The 19501-nt window shown below is 32.9% G+C and carries 16 protein-coding genes; 11 read left to right on the top strand and 5 right to left on the bottom strand.

Annotation, left to right across the window (positions count from 1 at the left end; translation table 11 throughout):
• The 3 genes from ABX784_RS09455 to ABX784_RS09445 all read left to right on the top strand — a co-directional run.
• Positions 1-490, top strand: a 490-nt coding sequence (locus ABX784_RS09455) for a hypothetical protein (RefSeq protein ID WP_372654784.1), incomplete at its 5' end; no start/stop codon positions are given.
• Between the two features lie 68 nt (positions 491-558).
• Positions 559-1392, top strand: coding sequence for a hypothetical protein (locus ABX784_RS09450; protein WP_372654783.1), 834 nt, complete (start codon positions 559-561; stop codon positions 1390-1392).
• A 13-nt stretch (positions 1393-1405) separates the two neighbouring features.
• Entirely contained in the window at positions 1406-2545 is a 1140-nt protein-coding gene (locus ABX784_RS09445; protein ID WP_372654782.1) for an SPASM domain-containing protein, read from the top strand.
• Here ABX784_RS09445 and ABX784_RS09440 read toward each other — a convergent pair.
• Together ABX784_RS09440 and ABX784_RS09435 are read right to left on the bottom strand one after the other, a co-directional pair.
• Positions 2540-3646: an SPASM domain-containing protein gene (locus ABX784_RS09440; protein WP_372654781.1), complete on the bottom strand. Its 1107-nt coding sequence runs from the start codon at positions 3644-3646 to the stop codon at positions 2540-2542. The two genes, ABX784_RS09445 and ABX784_RS09440, sit on opposite strands and share 6 nt — an antisense overlap.
• Before the next feature lie 11 nt (positions 3647-3657).
• On the bottom strand, positions 3658-4836 hold the full coding sequence (locus ABX784_RS09435; RefSeq protein ID WP_372654780.1) for a hypothetical protein: 1179 nt from the start codon (positions 4834-4836) through the stop codon (positions 3658-3660).
• 569 nt (positions 4837-5405) lie between these two features.
• Between ABX784_RS09435 and ABX784_RS09430 the strand changes: the two genes are divergently transcribed.
• Entirely contained in the window at positions 5406-7439 is a 2034-nt protein-coding gene (locus ABX784_RS09430) for a hypothetical protein (protein WP_372654779.1), read from the top strand.
• Positions 7440-7442: 3 nt separating this feature from the next.
• On the opposite strand, the gene ABX784_RS09425 is transcribed toward ABX784_RS09430, so the two are convergent.
• Positions 7443-9122 (bottom strand): hypothetical protein, encoded by a 1680-nt coding sequence (locus ABX784_RS09425; protein ID WP_372654778.1) that lies wholly within the window; start codon positions 9120-9122, stop codon positions 7443-7445.
• A gap of 1 nt (position 9123) precedes the next feature.
• A complete protein-coding gene (locus ABX784_RS09420) occupies positions 9124-10527 on the bottom strand; it encodes a C1 family peptidase (RefSeq protein ID WP_372654777.1) in 1404 nt (467 codons plus the stop codon).
• Positions 10528-10616: 89 nt separating this feature from the next.
• On the opposite strand from ABX784_RS09420, the gene ABX784_RS09415 reads away from it, so the two are divergent.
• The 6 genes from ABX784_RS09415 to ABX784_RS09390 all read left to right on the top strand — a co-directional run bounded on the left by ABX784_RS09415 (position 10617) and on the right by ABX784_RS09390 (position 18583).
• A complete protein-coding gene (locus ABX784_RS09415; protein ID WP_372654776.1) occupies positions 10617-11624 on the top strand; it encodes a zinc-binding dehydrogenase in 1008 nt (335 codons plus the stop codon).
• 96 nt (positions 11625-11720) lie between these two features.
• The gene (locus tag ABX784_RS09410; protein WP_372654775.1) at positions 11721-12167 is read left to right on the top strand and encodes a tail fiber domain-containing protein; all 447 of its coding nucleotides are present in this window, start codon (positions 11721-11723) and stop codon (positions 12165-12167) included.
• Positions 12168-12241: 74 nt separating this feature from the next.
• The gene (locus ABX784_RS09405) at positions 12242-13918 is read left to right on the top strand and encodes a carbamoyltransferase C-terminal domain-containing protein (protein WP_372654774.1); all 1677 of its coding nucleotides are present in this window, start codon (positions 12242-12244) and stop codon (positions 13916-13918) included.
• Positions 13905-15296 carry a glycosyltransferase family 4 protein gene (locus ABX784_RS09400; RefSeq protein WP_372654773.1) on the top strand — a complete coding sequence of 464 codons (1392 nt, stop codon included), beginning with the start codon at positions 13905-13907 and terminating at the stop codon, positions 15294-15296. Before ABX784_RS09405 ends, ABX784_RS09400 begins: the two co-directional genes overlap by 14 nt.
• Positions 15289-16653, top strand: a complete 1365-nt coding sequence (locus ABX784_RS09395; RefSeq protein ID WP_372654772.1) for a glycosyltransferase — start codon at positions 15289-15291, stop codon at positions 16651-16653. Before ABX784_RS09400 ends, ABX784_RS09395 begins: the two co-directional genes overlap by 8 nt.
• Entirely contained in the window at positions 16646-18583 is a 1938-nt protein-coding gene (locus ABX784_RS09390) for an aminotransferase class I/II-fold pyridoxal phosphate-dependent enzyme (RefSeq protein ID WP_372654771.1), read from the top strand. Before ABX784_RS09395 ends, ABX784_RS09390 begins: the two co-directional genes overlap by 8 nt.
• On the opposite strand, the gene ABX784_RS09385 is transcribed toward ABX784_RS09390, so the two are convergent.
• Positions 18565-18951 carry a hypothetical protein gene (locus ABX784_RS09385; protein WP_372654770.1) on the bottom strand — a complete coding sequence of 129 codons (387 nt, stop codon included), beginning with the start codon at positions 18949-18951 and terminating at the stop codon, positions 18565-18567. The genes ABX784_RS09390 and ABX784_RS09385 overlap by 19 nt on opposite strands.
• Between ABX784_RS09385 and ABX784_RS09380 the strand changes: the two genes are divergently transcribed.
• Positions 18943-19501, top strand: a 559-nt coding sequence (locus ABX784_RS09380; RefSeq protein ID WP_372654769.1) for an ABC transporter permease, incomplete at its 3' end; no start/stop codon positions are given. The genes ABX784_RS09385 and ABX784_RS09380 overlap by 9 nt on opposite strands.

Genomic DNA, 19501 nt, shown 5'->3' with positions numbered 1-19501 from the left:
TATAATCATTACTATGAGTAAAAAACTATTAATGGGATGTCTTCAGGTAAGTATCCTGATTAACTTCTTTCTATATATGAAAATTTATAAAGAGTCTGACAGACTTAATGCTGCCTTAGAGAATTCTGATGGGGCATGGGTGCTTGATCAAGGCTTTACTGTTGAGCCTGAAAAAATATATTTCTTGGGTCGATATTGCTCGATTGGTGAAAACTTCATGTTTGTTAAAATTGAAGGAAACCATTTTAAGTTGTGGCACGAGGTCAGAGGGGATTTTGAAGTCGTTCAAAATACTCGTCCAAATGTCATGGGTGAGATTAGTGTAATTGACTCATTTCACGCAAATTTTAAAGTTCTTTATGCTGATGAGACAAGTGATATTAGAACTTATAAGATGCAGCTTGAGTATGTTGCTCAAACAGGTAAGGTCGTTAGCTATTCTCCCGTTGATGATAAGGCCCTTCGGTTTGATTTAAGAAACTGTTATTAATCATTATAAAGAGATGGAATATTATGTCTAAAATATTTTTAATAATATGTGTATTCGTAAGTGTCTCTATGAGCTACTTTTTTTATACTAGGTATCAAAATATTAATAATGAATTTCTTGAAACCTCTGGCGAAGTTGAAAGAATAAGGGCACAGAAAATACTTTTTGAAAAAAGATTAAAAGAAGTAGAAAAAAGTGAACGTGAAATCATTAAAAAATTAAAAGAAGAAAAGTTTAAAAAAGTTACACTTGCTGGAGATTTTTGTACTAGTGGAAAAGAACAAGTACTTGTCAACGCTTCTGAAGATGGAGTTATTAGTGTTTGGACAAATATAAGCCCAAATAAACCTTTTAATAGGGTCGAGGTCGCACCTGCTTTGTCTGGTATTTTTCATGTTTTAGATCGAAATGAAATTAGCCTAAGCACTCTAAAAGCTGAAAAACCAGAAGATATAAAGAATAAAGTCTTAAAAATTCTAAGCCTCAAGAATGATAGTATTATGAGCTTTTCAGCAAATGAATCAGGGGAGGAGGAAGTTTTTTCTAAAAAGAACTGTAGTTCTTTAAAGAATATTAAAGATATAGTATCAAAAGTAAATTCTTTTTCTCCAGAGTATTGTTCCTCAGGAGTACCTACTTATAAAGTTAAGTTTGATAATAGTAGATTTAAAGTCTTTAAACTTGCAAATAAAGCAGATCTTGCTGTCTTACCAATAGAGGCAGGAGTTGTTGTCGCTCTAAAAGAAAAAGAAGCAGAAATTAAAACTATTTTTTCGAATCAAGAGGAAGTCAATAAAACTGGAACACTTGTTCTTTCATACTCAGGAAATAATAAAATTATCGAAACATTTTATAATAAAAAGTATCCTCAAGAAATCTTTAGTCCGAAAAACTGTCAATAGAGGATTGTTAAATATGGACGAAGACAATAGTAAATTAAAGACTAAGCTTATCTCAACTGGAAATGTTATTGAAACTTTCAAAGAGAGAGGCCTTGATCGCCAAAACTTTTGTGTAGTTCCTTTTTCCACCGTTATTCTTGAGCCTAATGGGTCAGTTGGTATGTGCCGATTGAAAGGAACAGAATACTCTATCGGTAATCTTAAGAATAATACCTTCGATGAAATTTGGAATGGCGAAATTGCAAAAAGATGGAGGAGAGAATTTCTTGAGGGAAATTCTAAAATGTGTCGAAGCGATATTGATTATAATAATTGTAACCTTTGTGCTGGTAATAACGAACTTCTAGAGCACGCAGAGCTTTCTGAAGTTCAGTCATCTCCTGTTTTAAAATTAACGGCTAATTTTAATGGATTTTGTAATTTAGAATGTCAAATGTGCCACGTTTGGAAAATGCCTAATGGCTTTTATACGGAAGAAAACTTTTGGAAAGATGCTAGATTATCTATGTTCCCTAACTTAAAAGAAATAGACATGCTATCAGGAGAGCCATTCCTTCAGAATGACACGTATAAATTAATTGATGAAGTAAGTGCAGTTAATCCTAAATGCAAGTGGAATATTACAACTAATATGCACTGGAAGCTTACAACAAAGATTATGAGTTATTTAGATAAAATAGAAGTGAAGAGTATTGTCGCTAGTATAGATAGTTTAATTCCTGAAGTTTATAATAAAATACGTAAATTAGGAAACTTGAGTGTCGTACTAAAAAATATTGATGCAGTTCTTGATTATGAGAAAGATAGAATTAAAAGAGGGAAGTCTTCTCTCAATATAAATATGAATTTCTTAGTGCAAAAAGATAATTGGAGAGAAGTTCCTCATGTCTTAGATTTTTGTAATAATAAAGGAATCTTGCCATTTATTTCACTTTGTTATGAGCCTATAGAGTATAGTCTGTTAGAGCTAGATAAGAACGAAAAGGTTCGAGTTTTGGATTTTCTTTTGTCTATGGATGCAGTTAAAGTTTCTCTTTCGATGAGAGTTATTAAGCCACTAATTTTTTCATTACCAAGTATAGATAGGGCCTACTATCTTCCTATCATGAATAAGAAAATGAATGAATCCTATAAAGAAAAACTTAATCTATAAAAAAGGTAAGATTTTGTTATTAGTTTGAACTTGGTAAATTTTTATAAATTTAGTTTTCTCTTCTTTTGAAAAAGTATCGATAAGTGCTAAAAGTACACGCCTTGCCTGAATTAGTTGATCACTATTAAGATTAGTGAAATAGTAATGTAGTATTTTTACTCTTTCTTTTTTGTCGAGTGTTGATGGGGAGAAATGGCTTGGGAAATAAACGTATTGAATAAAAATATCTAATGCATTTTCTTCACAAAAACGGAACATATTAACAATCTCATAAACATTCTCTCTCTGTATTGCAAAGTTAGTTAAGAGTTGAAATGGTCTATTTATATTTTTTCTTTCTATAGCATATTCTTTAAGATCTGAGATTGTACTTAGAACTTTACCTAGCTCGCCTGGAGCCCTTATCTTTGAATAAGAATTTGTATCTAGTGAGTCTAGGCTCACTGATATTATTCTAAAATCAACTTTATCCAGTTGTTCCTTTATTTTCTTTGTGAACTTCCATTGACCATTTGTTGTGACCTCCCATGTACATTTTGTATTCTTTTTACTTGAAAGATCTATTAACTTGTAAAAATCCTTTTGAATGAATGGCTCACCGGCTAAGCAATCAATTTGTATAACAAATGGAAGAATATGATTGGATAGGTGTTCCCAAAAACCAGGAAGACTGTCGTACAGTCCATTAGGGAGTTGCCATACATCGCAAAAAGGACATTTCAAATTACATTTACCATTAAAATCTGGAGTGAGTCTGAGAATTGGTGTTTTAACTATTTCATTAACATCAATATGGTTGATCAGGTCTTGATAGTTGTTTAATCTATGGCAAGAATTATGTCGAATCTCTTCTTTACATGTTTCAATATTACCTGTTAGAAACTCTCGTCTCCACGCTCTTACTTTTTCTCCGTTCCATATTTCTTCAATTGATGAATCTTTTATATTACCAACTGCATGCTCATTTCCTTTCTCTCTACAGCAGCCTACAAGTCCATTTGGATTTAAAATGAGAGTGGAAAATGGTACGGGACAAAAAGAATCAGGAAGTGAATCTTTCACCTCTTCATATCTTCTAATTTTCTTCTTCTCATTTTTCATATTTTGAATACTTACATAGAACAATATTTAATATCTTTTGATATCTTAATATTTGTTAGTTTTCTTAGTTTAGGATTTGCCAGATAGACCCTTACTAGTCTTTCAAGGTTTTGCGGGTATGAGTGAACTAAACTGTCATTTTGAATGGCACATAAATCTTCTCTGAAGTTTGGTGATATTTTCCCCATCTGTGCTACTACTTCAGAACTGAGCCAGTCTGAGAAAGCAATGTTTATCTGTTCTTTTTGTTGGCCTTCTACTGGATAGTATGGAGTATTGCAAAGTGGATATTTATATAAGGCTTCTTTTTGTTCTTTTGTGATGGTCTTACTCTTATACAATTTCTCAATTTGGCTATCATCTCTTTTCTTTGCATATATTGAATTAATTCCTCTTAAGCAATCTAGTGGCTTTTGAAAAGGAAACTTCTTGTCTGCAAATAGAATTGACCATCTACAAGGGGACACAGCAAGAGCCATTTGTTGTATGAAGATTGAGAGTATTGTATCTCCGTCATTGTGTCGTGAGGCCTTTTGACCAATTACTAAAACGTTATGTTCTGGATTATATTCTATTCCCATTTTTAAGTACTTTTCAGGGTCTTTAATAAATATTGATTTGGAGATGGTTTCGACCCAGTTAAGCTTAATGGTTACAATACTACCCTTGAGGATCATGGCACTTTTTTTAGGGATTTTTTGAGAATCAATATACTTGATAAGTAAGTATTTAGCCGTTTCAAATATTTCTTCAAAAGATTTTTTCTTAACTTCAGGGAAAGCTATTTTATGTAGCTCTTCAAAACCTTGATTAATTAGTGATTTTTGAGCAAGGTTTAATTTTAGATATGACTTCAATAGAAAAGCCTTAAAAAATTGGCTTCTCCATTCCTTTATAATATTTGTCTGTTTTGTAGGATCTATTTGAGAATATGCAGCCCATTTATCTAGGGAGTCTTTATTGTGCTTATATGTATTATTGGAAACATCATTTAGGACTTGATCGGAAATTTTATAAAAGGCCCTAGTATTAGATATTCTTTCAAATATCATGTTTTCTATTTGTTTTACTTTTTGATATTCAACGTTCGGTAAATCTTGCCAGAGATCACATGCCGAAATCTTTATTGACTCATTTGCATAGGTTGATATTGATATTAAAGATAGTACTAGTATTAAAGCTGTTTTCATTTCTATATTGTAAGGTAGTGTTGTTCTTATCTCCAGTAATTTTGTCCATATTAGAGTATTTGATGTGGATATCTAGTATATGAAAAATGTCTAATATTTTTTAATAAGCATGGATTTGCCCTTTGTTTATGATGATAAGACATTCAATAATACCTTCTAAATGAGTACTTTAACATGAACTCTAGAATCTAAAATAAGCACATTGTATTACTCTGAACATTTTTTTGAATATTGGGAGCCAATTAGAATATAAGAGACGTAATTGTCATAAAAAATATATGTAATATGATTACTCTAAAGGCCCTTATATTAAGAGCTTTGAACATTACACCCTTAAAAGAAGTTGAATTCACTGGATTGGGGGGATTTCTTTGAGATGGTTAATTATACTGTATAATCAGTAGTTTAAGAATCTCTGCCAATTAAATGCGTAAATAATAAAATGAAATTCCTTGATGAATTACTTCAAGTAATTGATTTTATAGCGGCAAAGAATGACGGTATGAGTAAGCGAGTCTCTTGCGATATAATTGCAAGTAATATTACATTTCTTGAAATTAGGTGTTTTTATGGCAAAGAGAAGTTTTCTATCAAACTCTTCAGGTTTTACTTTAGCAGAAGTCGTTATCGCTGCTGGCATGCTAGGTGTTGTATCACTAGGGGTTACTCAACTGATGGGAACAATGACAAAAGGCCAGAGAAAAATTTCTCAAGACTCAACAGTATCTTCTCTTACTCAAAGAGCAGAGATCCTTCTTAGAAGAGAGCATAACTGTTCAGCTAACCTTAGAGGGGAGACAATTAGTGCGAATTGGACAGCGTTACCTACTCTTGTTAGAGCAACGAATGATTGGGAAAGAAGTAATGCTGGAGATATTAATGCCAATAAAGTAACAGTTTTAGAAAGTGGTCTTCTTTACGGTGGAGCTTCTGGAAGTGTACGTCTTAGATCTATTGAGTTTAAATCTTATTATCAACCAGGTAGTACACAATATGGAGTAGATGCTAACTATAATACTACTCCTGAAAACAACTATACATTCGATAATGATGTTGGTGCCACTGATGGTGGTGCAGATAACCAGCGTGAAGTAGGAACAGTTGTTTATCGTTTAATTTTTGAGAGACTTGCCCGTGGTAGAACTGGAACTGATGAACAGGCGCAAGAAGATTTTAACAAGAGATCATTTGGTTCAGAGACAAGTACTCAATATATAGAATCGAGGGTTATTGCAAATGGAGCGGGAGTTATTCAGAGTTGTTATGGTGATAATGAAAACTTTATTGGAGCATCTTGTGATAGTTTAGATGGTCAAATTGAAAATGGATTCTGTAAGGGAATAAATATTAGAAGTATGAATGCAGATACTGCTCCTGCAGTTACTGTGACTGGAAACCTTCTTGTTAGTCCAGATGCAGCTGACATGGGATCAATAGGTGTAGGCTTAGCTGTAAATGAAGGTTCAGCAAGTAATTTAGATATCGCAGGTTCAGTAGGTGTAGGTATGGCCTCATCTGGAACAGCTGGTGATTTATCTGTTCTGACTGGGCTTGGTGTTGGTGTTGACGCAAATAATATTGCTGGTGATGCTCTTATAAATAACTCTATGGCAATTGGACTTGGAGTTGCTGGTGGTGGTGAAGGAACATTGAGAGTAAGACAAGGAGCCGCCGTCGGTGATGGAGTTGCAATGCCTGCTGGAGATGGAGATATAGCTGTAAAGAGCTCTGTTGGAATAGGAAATGGAGTTGCTCCTCCCGGTGGTGATGGAACGCTTTCAGTTAAAACTAGTGTCGCCATAGGAAGTGGGAATGCTGTATCAGGTACAGATGGTACTTTAGATGTGAAGAATTCAGTTTCTATTGGCTCTGGGGTTGATCCTAATGGGGTAGACGGAGATCTTCGTGTTCAAAATGCAATTAGAGCTGGTGACAACAACGCTGCTGGTTTAGGAACTGGTGCAATACAGTCCGTTGATGGTTCAAATACCGTTCTAATAGAAAGTGGGAAAATTACGACAAGTGCTAGATATAATACTAAAACGTTAGCAAATGCAGTTGGGCAACAAGAATTTGTGACAAGAGAGTGGGTTAATATGGTGATAGCATCATCACTAAATCCAGATGGTGTTGTTTCAACTATTGCAGATTATTTAAACAGAGTGGAAGATGAAAGTGATACATATGCTGCTATTAAAATGGCGGTTTGTGATTCTATTATGATAAATGGAACAAGGGATATGTCTGGAGGATGTACTGTATCAGATGTTGGTAAAATGTCCTCTTCATACAATTCTTCAACGAATGTTTTAAGGTTATATCAGGCAGATACTTCTTATGACACAACTTATGTTTTAAAAGATTGTTCTCAAAATGGTAAGTGTTCTGATGTATATTCAAACGATTGGATAAAAGGTTCTCGACTGACTGCCTTGGGAAGATTTAGTGGTACAAATAATGGGTCAGGAAGTGTTACAGGTTCTAAGATCTGTATCTACGGAAACTGTAGAACTACATTCAGTACTCAGAGATGCCCGAGTGGTCAGAATGTTGTTGCCCTAGGCCGAGGTGGTAGTCTTGGTTGTGCAGCACCTTTCGAGTAGGTCTTATTTAATATTTAATTGTTTGCTTATTTCTAAATCATAAGTCTCTTTGTCACTCACAATGGGTCTTAAGATGTTATAAATTCTCTTCGATAAAAATTTATTCTTTTGCATTAAAGGAATTAGAGTTACTTCCTTTAATATTTTATCATTATATCTTTTCTCTCGCTCCAGTAACTTGTCCATATCAAAGTCTAAGAGGTACTTGAAGTCACTTTTTTGAGAGTAGACATAAGTAAGTCTAGCCATATAGAAGTTATTATTGTGATACGAATAATTAGCAAGTAACGGGTAGAGTTCTGTTGGTACATCTTCAATCTTAGTGTGAGCAACATCTATCAAGTCCTCACTTCTCGTATTCTTATAACTTTCTTGAAAAATACTAAGCTCTATATTTAGCTCATCAGAAAAACTTTTACTTTTGAATTGAGTATTTGATACTTTTTGGGCCTTCTCAAGCATACCGTCTTTGATCAAGGCATTGATATAAGAAAAGAGATCTAAATCATTTGTAAATTTTGACTTATAGAGTCTCTGAGAGCTTGTTTTCCATTTGGAAACCTCGTTCATTGAAAGAAGCATTAGTGGGGCTAAAATAACTATAGATAATTTAAGATAGTTTTTAGGCGAGATTTGACAGAGGAAATAGTAAATGAAAAATATCAATGCGATACTTGGAAGATACAAGTAGCGATCAGCCACTGTTGATATATATTGATGATTGAAAGGAATAATTCCTGTATTGATAGCAATTAGAATTATAAACGAGAAAAAAGAGAGAGAGAGTTCTTTTCTCCTGGATTTTTGAAAATATATAACAATTATCGGTAATAGAATAAAGGCCGTATTTATTAATATCTTTATAGAAGAATAAGAGTCGATAGCATTCGTAGGAGTAAGGTTATAGTTATATTCTAAAAAGAAAGGAGCAAAATAGTTTCTAATATAGTAAGAAAGACTTATGGCCGAGACTCCTAAAGATTTAAGAAAGTTGTAATCAAAGATATTAAGGGCCTTTAGTATTTCATTGTAATATGCATAGAAAATTAAGCTATTAACTATTAATGTCGCCGATAAGAGAGGAAAGAAGAACTCTTTTTTATTTTTATAAATATAAATGAGAAGAATTATTGGTGCAGCAACACTGATCGGCTTGAAAGTAATACTTATGGCAAAAAGAATTAGTGCTTTAGATAAAGATTTTGCATTGATTTCATTATTAGTTAATAGATAAGTTGCTAATAGCGTGAAGAAAGTAGCAAATAGCTCTCGTGCAGATGATAACCATACAACACTTTGGACAACGACAGGATGTAACAGAAAAATACTTGTAGAGATTGCAGCAATAGTATTCTTTGTTTTGTCTTGAGAGAGTAATTTATAAATTATTAGACCATTGAATAAATGAAGAAGAATATTGATAAATCTAAAGGGCGCAGGAGATTCTGTTCCAAAGAAAATATTCATAATCTGCCAGTAATTATATGAAAGAGGGATCTTACTTTTGGACCATGGAAGAAGTAGGTCAGTGAGCTCATTAACTCTCGAGTTGAGGATGATGTTATGATTGTCATCAAAGATAAAGAAGTTAAAGTATAAAGAAGGTAAGTAAATAATAAGAGTGATGATCAAGGATATTTTCAAGTATTCATTATTTTTTAGATCGTTCAATATTTTTTTCATTTTAGTTCATCTCTTCTATTGTGTATAAAATAATTGGGAAATTTGCTTTGCTGTAATCAATTGAATCTTTTTCGGACCTTGTTATGAGGTCCTGCCATTTTCCGTTTTCAAAATAAAAACTCTCTCCAGGGGAGGCGCTAGATTCTATCCATTGGGGAGTTAGCTTATCTTCATCTTCACCAAGAAGAACGCTCATCCACGAAGAAGAGTCAATCGCATAGAGACCTGATTTGTTCTCTTGAATGACTTCAACCCTATCTCCTTCTAACAAATTATATGAGGATAATTCAATGTAGTAGAAACCAGGATTTTCTTTTGTGATAGTGTTTTTAAAGATATTCTTGCCATTAATTATAATTGAATAATTAACTGAATCCATTGGAGATGGTATATATATTCCAATGGCATCTAAATACTCACTACTTTTTATAACGTATAGATTTTTAATTGGAGTATGTATCTGTTTGGTATATCTCCATCCATGTAAGGCATGGGAATAAATTTGTGTTCTAGGATCTCGAATTGTTACATCTTTGAAAGAGACTGCACCCATTTCCATATGTCTTCCAACAATTAGGTCTTTATAAGGAATATAGAAAGGACCAACTTTATCTCCTGTTTCATCGTCTATGTGATCACTATCTTTAATTAGCCAGGCACCTCTACTATTTTGATAAGATAAATTATCATCCCATCCAATGATAGATATAGCATGGTTTGGTTCTTTTTCAGTAGTGTTTAAATGTAGTTCACGTTCATTTATAATGTCCAAAGGATCTGGTTGCATAAATTGAGCTGACCCAACAGCACCGGTTTCTCTTAATTCTTTCTTTATTCTTTCTTTTGTCATCGGCCATGATTCTCCCCAACTGAGCCACTCGATACTTTTAGGGAAAACATATCTGTAGTTATTTTTTAGAAGAACTCCTGCATTTGGTGTATTTCCAAATGAGTCAAAATCGTTTTCTGATTTTATTGTAGGAGTTTTTGATTCTTCTACTGCTCCTAGGGTGTTTGATAAGTAAGCAGCTGCTACTTTATAGTCTCCGCCAAGGTGAACCATTAAGCCCGAATTAGAATTATCTGTATTACTTCCTATAAAACCTTTTCCCTGAGAAGAGAACCATTCTCTCCTTGGATCCTTGTCTGTACCGTTTCTGTTAAAGCCGTTGAATTTATCTAAGTGGTATTCTGAAAGGTCATGAGTAAAATTAAGTTTTTTCTTTAAGATATTTGATTCAAGGCTCGATATAGTTGAAAATGCCCAGCAAGTTCCCCATTGTTGTTCTTTTATAGAAGAGAGCTCTCCTTCTTGGAGAAGGTCATAGGTATTTGGATAAATAGCAACGATATAGAATGTTACTAATCCAAAAAAAAATGGAATGGTGGATATTATTCTCGTCATTATTCCAAGTGTATAAACTATTTTAATATTCTTATTAATGATAACATTATAAGATTAAAAGTGATGAAAAAAATTATGAGGATTAATAAGTGAAAGATTGGTTTTATACATATATAGACGGAGAATTTGTTAAAAAAAATAGAGAAGAGTCTATTGTAATTAACAAAGATGAAGTACTTGTTCGTCCAATCTCTGTAGGAGTTTGTGGCTCTGATCTCTATGCAATTAAACATAATAATGGTGAATCTACAATTGGTCATGAGTGGGTAGGTGAGATTTTGTCCATAGGTGATTCAATAAAGAATTATACTATTGGTGAGATTGTTACTTCTGCTGCAAATTATTGCTGTCAAAAGTGTAAAGGATGTCTCTCTGAAAACTGGAGCGACTGTACTGGCCGTAAACTTCTTGGAACCGATGGTGTCAGCGTTATTTCAAATAAAATTAAAGTTCATAAAAGTGATTTAGTTAAACTTCCACAGGACTTATCCATAGAGTCTCAAGTCTTATTAGAAGTTGCTTTCATAGGAGACTTGTCCTATATGCATGCAAAAAGTATCGGACTAGTTGAAGGTGATAAAGTTGCAGTTTTTGGAGCCGGTCCAATTGGTATATTTTCATATTTAGCATTAAAGCATAGGGGCTATGAGCCTGTTCTTGTTGAAAAGAATCCTACTCGTGTTGAAAAGGCTAAACAGCTAGGCCTTAATGTGGAAAATTTTGCGAGCTTCTTACTTAGTGGAGTCAACTTTTCTAAGTATGATGTAGTTATAGATTGTACTGGAGATGGGGCTGGAGGCACGGGTCTATTGCCCCATACGCACTTATTCCCAAAGCGCTCCGGAGCAGTTGTCATTATTGGGAAGTATTTCAATGCAAAACTCGATAATGACTCTTTTTATAAGCAGAACTTGCGAGTAAGTTGGCTTGGTTATCACGGGGTTGAGGAGTTTAGAGATTCTGTGAAATTTTGGACTCCATTAATAGGGAAATATTCTGAAAAAATAGTTGAAAAATTTAATTTCAAAGAAGTCAAAAAGGCCTTTGAGGCCGGGATAAAAAGAGACTATATTAAATGTATTTTAATTGATAAATAGTCTATGTGGTTGATATTATAAGTCTCTGTTATTTTTAGAATTAATGTAATTGTGTTACAATTATTCACAGTATTATAATATTTATGGAGTAGAAAGATGTCAGAAAATAATCAAGATAAGAAAAATGAACAAGATTATTACTTTGGTGGAATTCAAGAGTTTAGCCTTGAGGAAATCGAATCTGAAGTCCTAAATGAGAGTGTATATCTCGATGTCTTCGCTGGATCAGATCCAAGCTTTAAAGAAAACGTAACTTCATTTAATAATGGTCTTGATTTAATTAACAAACTAAATGTTTATGAGTATGACTATAAAGTTAATGAGTTTCCAAAATATAAATTCTCATCAGATCATCAAATTGGTCTAATGGCCGATGAGCTAGAAGGTATTCTTCCTGGTATGGTTGTTACTGACTCTGATGGAAAAAAGTTAGTTGATTATTCAAAGTTAACTCCTGTTCTCACAAAAGCTATTCAACAATTAACTGAGACTGTTAAAGAGCAGCAAACAGTAATTGAAGAGTTAAGAAAAAAGATTAACTAGCTCTCTTGGCCTTCTCTTAGTTTGAGAAGGCTCAAATTTCCAAATGATCACATAAAATTCAAAATAGATAAGTGATGGACACAATAAAGAATAAGTTAAACTGTGAATTAATAGGAGTTAGTAAAACTCTTCATAATTCTTCATGTGCTCATCTTGATGGATCTAAGTTACAAGTTCTAATTACTGAGCGATTTAATAAAAAGAAGTACTCAGGTGAATGGCCATGGCGTACTTTAGAAATCGGTACAAAACCTAGTAAAGATATTAAAGTCGCGGAATGTCGGGATGTGATCACATCTAAGCGTTTTGAATTCGCATTAGAAAAGCACTCACCTTTTTCAGAATTTATTGAAGCAAAGGGACTCTCAGAATTTAAATCTACTGAGAAAACATACTCATTATCTCACCATTATGCACATGCTCTAGCAGGAGTGAGCTTTTCAGATGTTGATGATGCAATAATTTGTGTAATTGATGGTGCTGGAAGCAATAGTGAGAACTTCCCTGAGCTCATTTCTCTATCTAGTGAAGAGCCTTTCATTCCCAATGAGAAGTCTTATGAAGGTATCTCTTTCTACTCATATAAAAACAATGAACTCAAATGTTTAGGTAAGAAGTTCTTTAATTTTTATAAGCTAGATAAGACTAATAGAGTGGTCTCATCGAGTCTTGGAATGCTTTTTGAGTATGTATCAGAGATTATCTTCAACTCAAAACATGACTCAGGGAAAGTTATGGGGTTATCAGCATTTGGTATTGCTGAGGAATATAGCTCAATTGAAGATTTTTTAAAATCAATGGATTGGTCAAAGGCATATGCTGGAAATTCAAAGGAGTCTTGGGAAGAATCCATTCACTTAGAATATTATCAAAACTTGGCCGCAAGTGCTCAAAAGATATTTGAAGAAAAGATCTATGAAGAAATAGAAAGTTATTCTGGTAAATCTGGCAATTTGATTCTTGTTGGTGGAGCCGCAATGAACTGTGTTAATAATATGAAGTTAGTGGAGCGTAAAATCTTTGAAAAGATTATTGTTCCTCCATGCCCAGGTGATGACGGCATTTCGATAGGGTTAGTACAGTATTTAAATTTTATAAATAAAAAGAAATTCTTTAAAATCTCTTCTCCATATTTAGGTAGAGATATTGTTTATACTAATGAAGAAAAAGTTAGAGAAGCTTTCAAAGAATATAAAGTTGAAAACCTAGGGACTGAGGTTATAAGCTTTACAGCTTCAAAACTGGCAAAAGGTGACGTGTTAGGTTGGTTTCAAGGAAGGTCTGAGATAGGTGCTCGCGCTTTGGGGAATAGAAGTATTATTGCTAGAGTAGATAAAGATAACTTAAAGTCCTATTTAAATGAAAAAATTAAATTTAGAGAATCTTTTCGTCCATATGCTTGTAGTTGTCTTCAAGAATACTCTAATGAGTATTTTGATATTAAAGAAGATTTCATGAGTCCATACATGTCTTTTACTATTCCAATTAAGAAAGAGTGGAAAAATACTTTTAAAGAGGTCTTACACTGTGATGGTACCTCTAGAGCACAATTTGTAACTCCTAGTATAAACAGTAGGTATTACGACTTGATAAAAGCTGTAGGTGATAAAACTGGTACTTATTCAGTATTAAATACAAGTCTAAATGTGATGGGTCAGCCAATTGTTGAAGATTTAGATGACTTACTTCTTTTCTTTAAAACATCAAATGTTGATGGACTAGTCGTTGGAGATTTTTTTGTCTCAAAATAAAACAATGCTGATATTAACTTCATCTCAGAACTTCTCTTGGTTTAGTATGACGGAGATTATTCCTGAGATTGAAAAACTGTGGGAAGATATAGCTCTAAAAAATAATTTGAATATTGAAAAAATTAATGTAGATGACTCTAATGTTAAGGAATTAATACTCAAGGGAATGAATGCCGATTTTATATTAATAACTTGCTTTAATTTAAAGATCTCTTGGGCCCTGAAAATACTAAGAAATAAACTAGAGATTCATGCACCCTTAAAGTTCTATGTCCATGGAATGGCAACTGTAGGTCTATGGCCTCTAGCATTTTGGGAGTGGGATAAATTATGGAGTTCTCGAGACTCTTTCTTAGTTTCTTGTGAGAGAGATAAAGAGATTCTTCAAGAAAAATTTAAAAATATAAATGTAGAGCTATTTCCTTTTTCCGCAAATATAGAATTAAAGAATATAGAAAGTGATACTAAAGAGAGAAGAAAATCATTTTATTATATTGGCAGAATATCTGAGCAAAAAAATATCCACACTCTTATCTATACATTTTCAAAACATTTAGAAAGTAATAAAAAATCTATACTGACTCTTTTTGGAAAGCAGGATGAATTAGGATCTCCTAATATGGGGATAGAGACAATAGATTACCAGTCATATCTTGAAGAGCTCATAAAGAAACTAGGCATTGAGAAAAATATAATATTTAAAGGATTTGTACCTCGTGAAGATATTGAGTCCTTGATTCCAGATGGACAGAAGATCTTTATATCTACATCGCTTCACTCGGATGAAAATTTTGGAATGGCCGTTCTTCAAGCGCTAAATTTAGGGCATAAAGCAATAATTTCTAATTGGGGTGGATATGCTGATTTTAAGAAATATTGCTCTGATCAGATTTCTTTGATTGATGTAGGTGTAGGGAAATATGGTCCTTATATTAATATTAGAGATCTCTTAGATGAAATGAATTCTCTTAAAAGTGAGAGGATTAATGAAAATAATACTACTTATTTTACTAGAGACCATATATCAAGAAACTATAAGTTAAACCTCTTTGATGATGTTGAGAAATGTTGTGATTTTTCATTTGCAAATGAGATATCTAACATAAGACAGACTTTTTCAAATGATATTAAAAGCTCTAAGATTTTTACAAGTTATGCTGATAAGGCCTATCATTACTTTGCTTTAAGATACTCATCTTCTACAAAAAAGAGGGATTACAAAGGTACGATGGCAGTTTTACCATGGGTAAATATAAATGATTCTAAGGTCTATATAGACGACCCACACAAGGGGAAGTTTTGTTTAGAATGGGAATGGACAGAGTCTGAAGATAACTTCAGAGAATTATTTAAATTGGGATATACACTTAGTGAGTAAGATTAAAAGAAGCTCTATTCAAAATGACCCTTGTATTTCAAGTATAAATCTACTTAGGCAGAGATGTGAGAGCTTTTTCCTAGAAAACATACAGTTTAATAGTACTTGTCGAGTTTATATTGATGATCCGAGTGAAAAAAAACTTGGTTCTTATAATGATGAAATTGTCGATTTCATCTTATTTGGCAATGCTTTTAAGAAGTTCTTTGAAAGTGGTAATTGGATAGGGGAGAGAGTTCGTATTTGGGTTTTAAGCCAATCTAATAAAAGAATAATCGAATCATACATGAATGGTGCAGCCAAGGTTAATGTGATACCTCGAAATGTATTATTTCCATTACAGAAAAAAGCTATAACCTTTGAGAGTGGAAAGGAATATAATTTTATTTTTGCTGGAAGGTTGTCTGCTCAGAAAAATATTGAATCATTATTATTTTTTATCAAAAATTATAACGAAACATACTCTACTAATTCTAAATTAAAACTCTTTGGAGATTTTGAAGATACTTATCACGAAGATCTTGGACGACGTTTTCAAGATTCTTATCAAAATCGAATTAATACGCTAATTGAGCTATTGGGTATATCTCAAAATGTAATATTTCACGGTAAAGTTGATCGAGAAACTTGGTCCAAAGAAGACGCTCATAGGTCAGTATTTATAACTTTAAGCACATTTATTAGTGAAGACTTTGGATGTGCTGTGGCCGAAGCACAGCAGGCCGGCTGGCCGATAATACTATCTGAGTTTGGTGGACATCTCGATGTTTCTGGAAATAATCTTATTAAGATTCCTGTGAGCTTTATTTGTAATTCTCACTATCCTCTTGAGTTAAACTCTATCGTTTCTGAATGCATGATCAAAAAATTTGAAAGTTTTCTGAATCAAAAATTTTGTTCAAAGGAAAATATAGAACTTCATGAGTTGTCACTTAATGTCCTTGATCAACATCGAAGAAAGTATGCGTATAAGTTAGGAGCTAATTTATCCTTAATTCATAGTGATTATATTGGTGCTTTTGCAGATACTCCTCAGGGGGGAAGCTTCTTTCATAATATTAAGGGATATATGAAACCCTTAAGGCCTTATATTGTTGTTCTTATGTATGACCTTGATGAGGAGGTTTTATCTGAGTCTCAGATTGAATCTCTCCATCGAATATTTGATAAGATTGATTTATTAAAGGTTGATATAGAATATGTATCGAGTAAGAATCTCTTTTATAAAGACATTATGAAAATCATTCTAGAATCTCAAAGTATTTACATTGTTAAAGATAGGCTTAATGAAGCTGAACTAGATAATTACTTAAGAAATACACTCCAATTAAGTTCTTCGAGTATCGACTATGAATAAGCACCCCTTAGTTGTAGAAATTGAAATTAATTCTGGATGTAATCTATCCTGTTCATATTGTCCAAATTCAGTAGAGGGGTATCCCTCTCAATTTGAAATGGATAAGTCGTTATTTACAAGTTTATTGAATCAGTTAAAAAGTAGAGATTACAAAGGTAAAATTTCCTTTGATTTTTATAATGAGCCAATGATTGCAAAAGATTTTGATTGGTTTATTAGAGAGGCAAAAAGTATTCTGCCTAATACATTCTTAAGTCTATATACAAATGGAACTAAAATAGTATCAAAAGAATGTTTGGTAGATATACTTGGCCAAGGTATTGGCGAAATTATAATTACTAAGCATGAACAAGTGAAGAAACTTCCTATTGAAAGTTTTTATTCAGAACTCGATTCTTTAACTCAGGCCAAGGTTTCTCTGAAGGGATTTAGTGAGTTGAACCTCACAAATAGAGGAGGTTCTCTTGATATTGATAATAATATTTCGGGTAAAGGAAAGGCGTGCAGTGTTCCTCGTTTAATGACGACTGTCACTTATGATGGAAATGTTCTTCCATGTTTTGAAGATGCCTATCGAACTGAAGTTTTAGGAAATATAAAAGAAGAAAATATTATTGATATCTGGAATAACTCTAAATCTTGCACTTTTAAGAATGATTTAGAAAATGGAAATAGAGAAAAATATAGTATTTGTGATAAATGTAATCGTATAGATTCATGTGAAGGTCAAAGGAATATGGATAAGCACTTTTTAGATGATAAAGAAGTTGAAGCTGTCTCAAAACTAATTTTATCAGGCGATCTATTTAGATATAAGAAAGAGGATAGTCTCTGTCGAAAATTTGAAAAAGACTTTGCTGATAAGATAGGCGTTAAATACGCACATCTTGTTACAAGTGGGACTAATGCTCTTGTGTGTGCGCTCATTGCTGCTGGAGTTAGAGAAGGGGATGAGGTTATCATTCCTGCATATACTTTTGTTGCGACTGCAAGTGCTGTACTTACAGCTGGCGCTATTCCTGTTGTTTGTGAAGTCGATAAGAATTTACAGCTAGATTTATCTCATGCAGCGACTGTTCTTTCAGATAGAACTAAGGCCATTATCCCTGTTCATATGGATGGGTTCTCATGTGATATGAGAAAAATTCAAGAGTTTTCTAGTCAGAATGATTTAATTATTATTGAAGATGCTTGTCAGTCTATTGGTGGAAATTATAATGGAAAATTCTTAGGTACACTTGGTGACTTTGGATGTTTCTCTTTTAATAAAGATAAAATATTAACTGCTGGAGATGGTGGAATTGTCGTTACAAATTCTTTAGAGATGTATGAAAAAATATGCTGCATTTCTGATGGCGCATTTAGCTTTAGTCCACATCATCAAGATTTCTTTTCAGAATTTAAACCTGCTTTAGGCTACTCAATGCGTGTAAGTGAAATTACTGGAGCAATGTTAGGTATTCAATTAACAAAAATGGATATGATCCTATTAAGATATAGAGAAAGAAAATCCATCTTACAGAAATCTCTAGAAGATATTCCTTATGTTCACATCCCATTCGGTGCAGATCGTGAAGGAGATTGTGGTATTAATGTCTATATAAGCTGTGAAGATGCACACAAAAGTGCTGAGCTTGGAAAGGCACTTAGAGATAAGAGAATTCCTGTTTTACCTCCTTCTCTTAGGCCCGGCCATGTAGTTTGGAAGTGGGGGAAGATGCTAAACAAAGATGCATTTTTTGATAACTCTAGAAACCCATATGCTAAATCAGATAAGAAATATGACTACTCTGCATTTAACTTTATTTCATCAATGGAGAATGTCTCAAAAACACTAAAATTAGAGGTAGATATACATTGGACAATTGAGGAGACTCATCGTTTGGCCGAGCTTATAAAAGAATCTATTTATCAAACTTTTGAAAAGTAATACCTATAAAGAAATATAATTTTATGGCGCAATCCAGGTTTTATAGATATTTTTCCTAAAATATTCTCATCATTTATTGGTGGATCTACTTCGGATGGATATTTAAGAGATCTTGTCATATGGCCTTTTACATTACCTAAACGATGCTTTCCCCAATAGAAATGGGCAAAAGGTTTGCCTTTTTGCCAAAATAAAATAATATCAAATTGTTGTAACTCATTTAAATTAACTGGAGTGACTGTGTAGATGGATCCAACCTTCAGGAGTGGTTCCATCGAGTCAGAAACAATTTTGATAAAATATATATTTTTCTCTTGAATTTCCTGCTTTATTGCCAAAAATTCACTATAATTATCTTTATGAACCATAATAGTAATTTAAAAGAGTTTATTAATACTTCTCTTATTCTAACAAGAACACAGCTTAAGTCTAGGTATAGATCTACATTTGCTGGAACTATATGGGTAATCATTAATCCGATTATCCTTTTTTTGGCCCATGCTCTTATTTTTAAACAAATCATAAAGCTAGATATTCCTAATTATTTTGTTTTCCTACTTGCTAGTTTAATTCCTTGGACTTTTATTGTTGGAAATATAAATATGGTGACGCCTATTCTCGTTACAAATAGAGAGTTTTTAAACTCATTTAATATAAATCCTCTATCGCTCATCATATCTATGGTAATGGATAATTTTTTGAACTTTTGTATAAGTTTTATAATTGTAGGAGTAAGTGTATTTGTATTTCTAGATTATAACCCAACACTTTCCCTTTTATTGTTACCGTTAGCAGTCTTAAATTTATTGATATTTAATATGGGAGTTTCAATATTTTTATCAACTACGCATGTGTTCTTTAGAGATACGCAATATATATTAAACTTTATAAATGGACTTATGTATTTACTAACACCTA

This window comes from Halobacteriovorax sp., assembly GCF_041587335.1.
GTDB lineage: Bacteria > Bdellovibrionota > Bacteriovoracia > Bacteriovoracales > Bacteriovoracaceae > Halobacteriovorax.
Note: the sequence above shows the minus strand (reverse complement) of the source record. Positions and strands in the feature narration are given on the sequence as shown.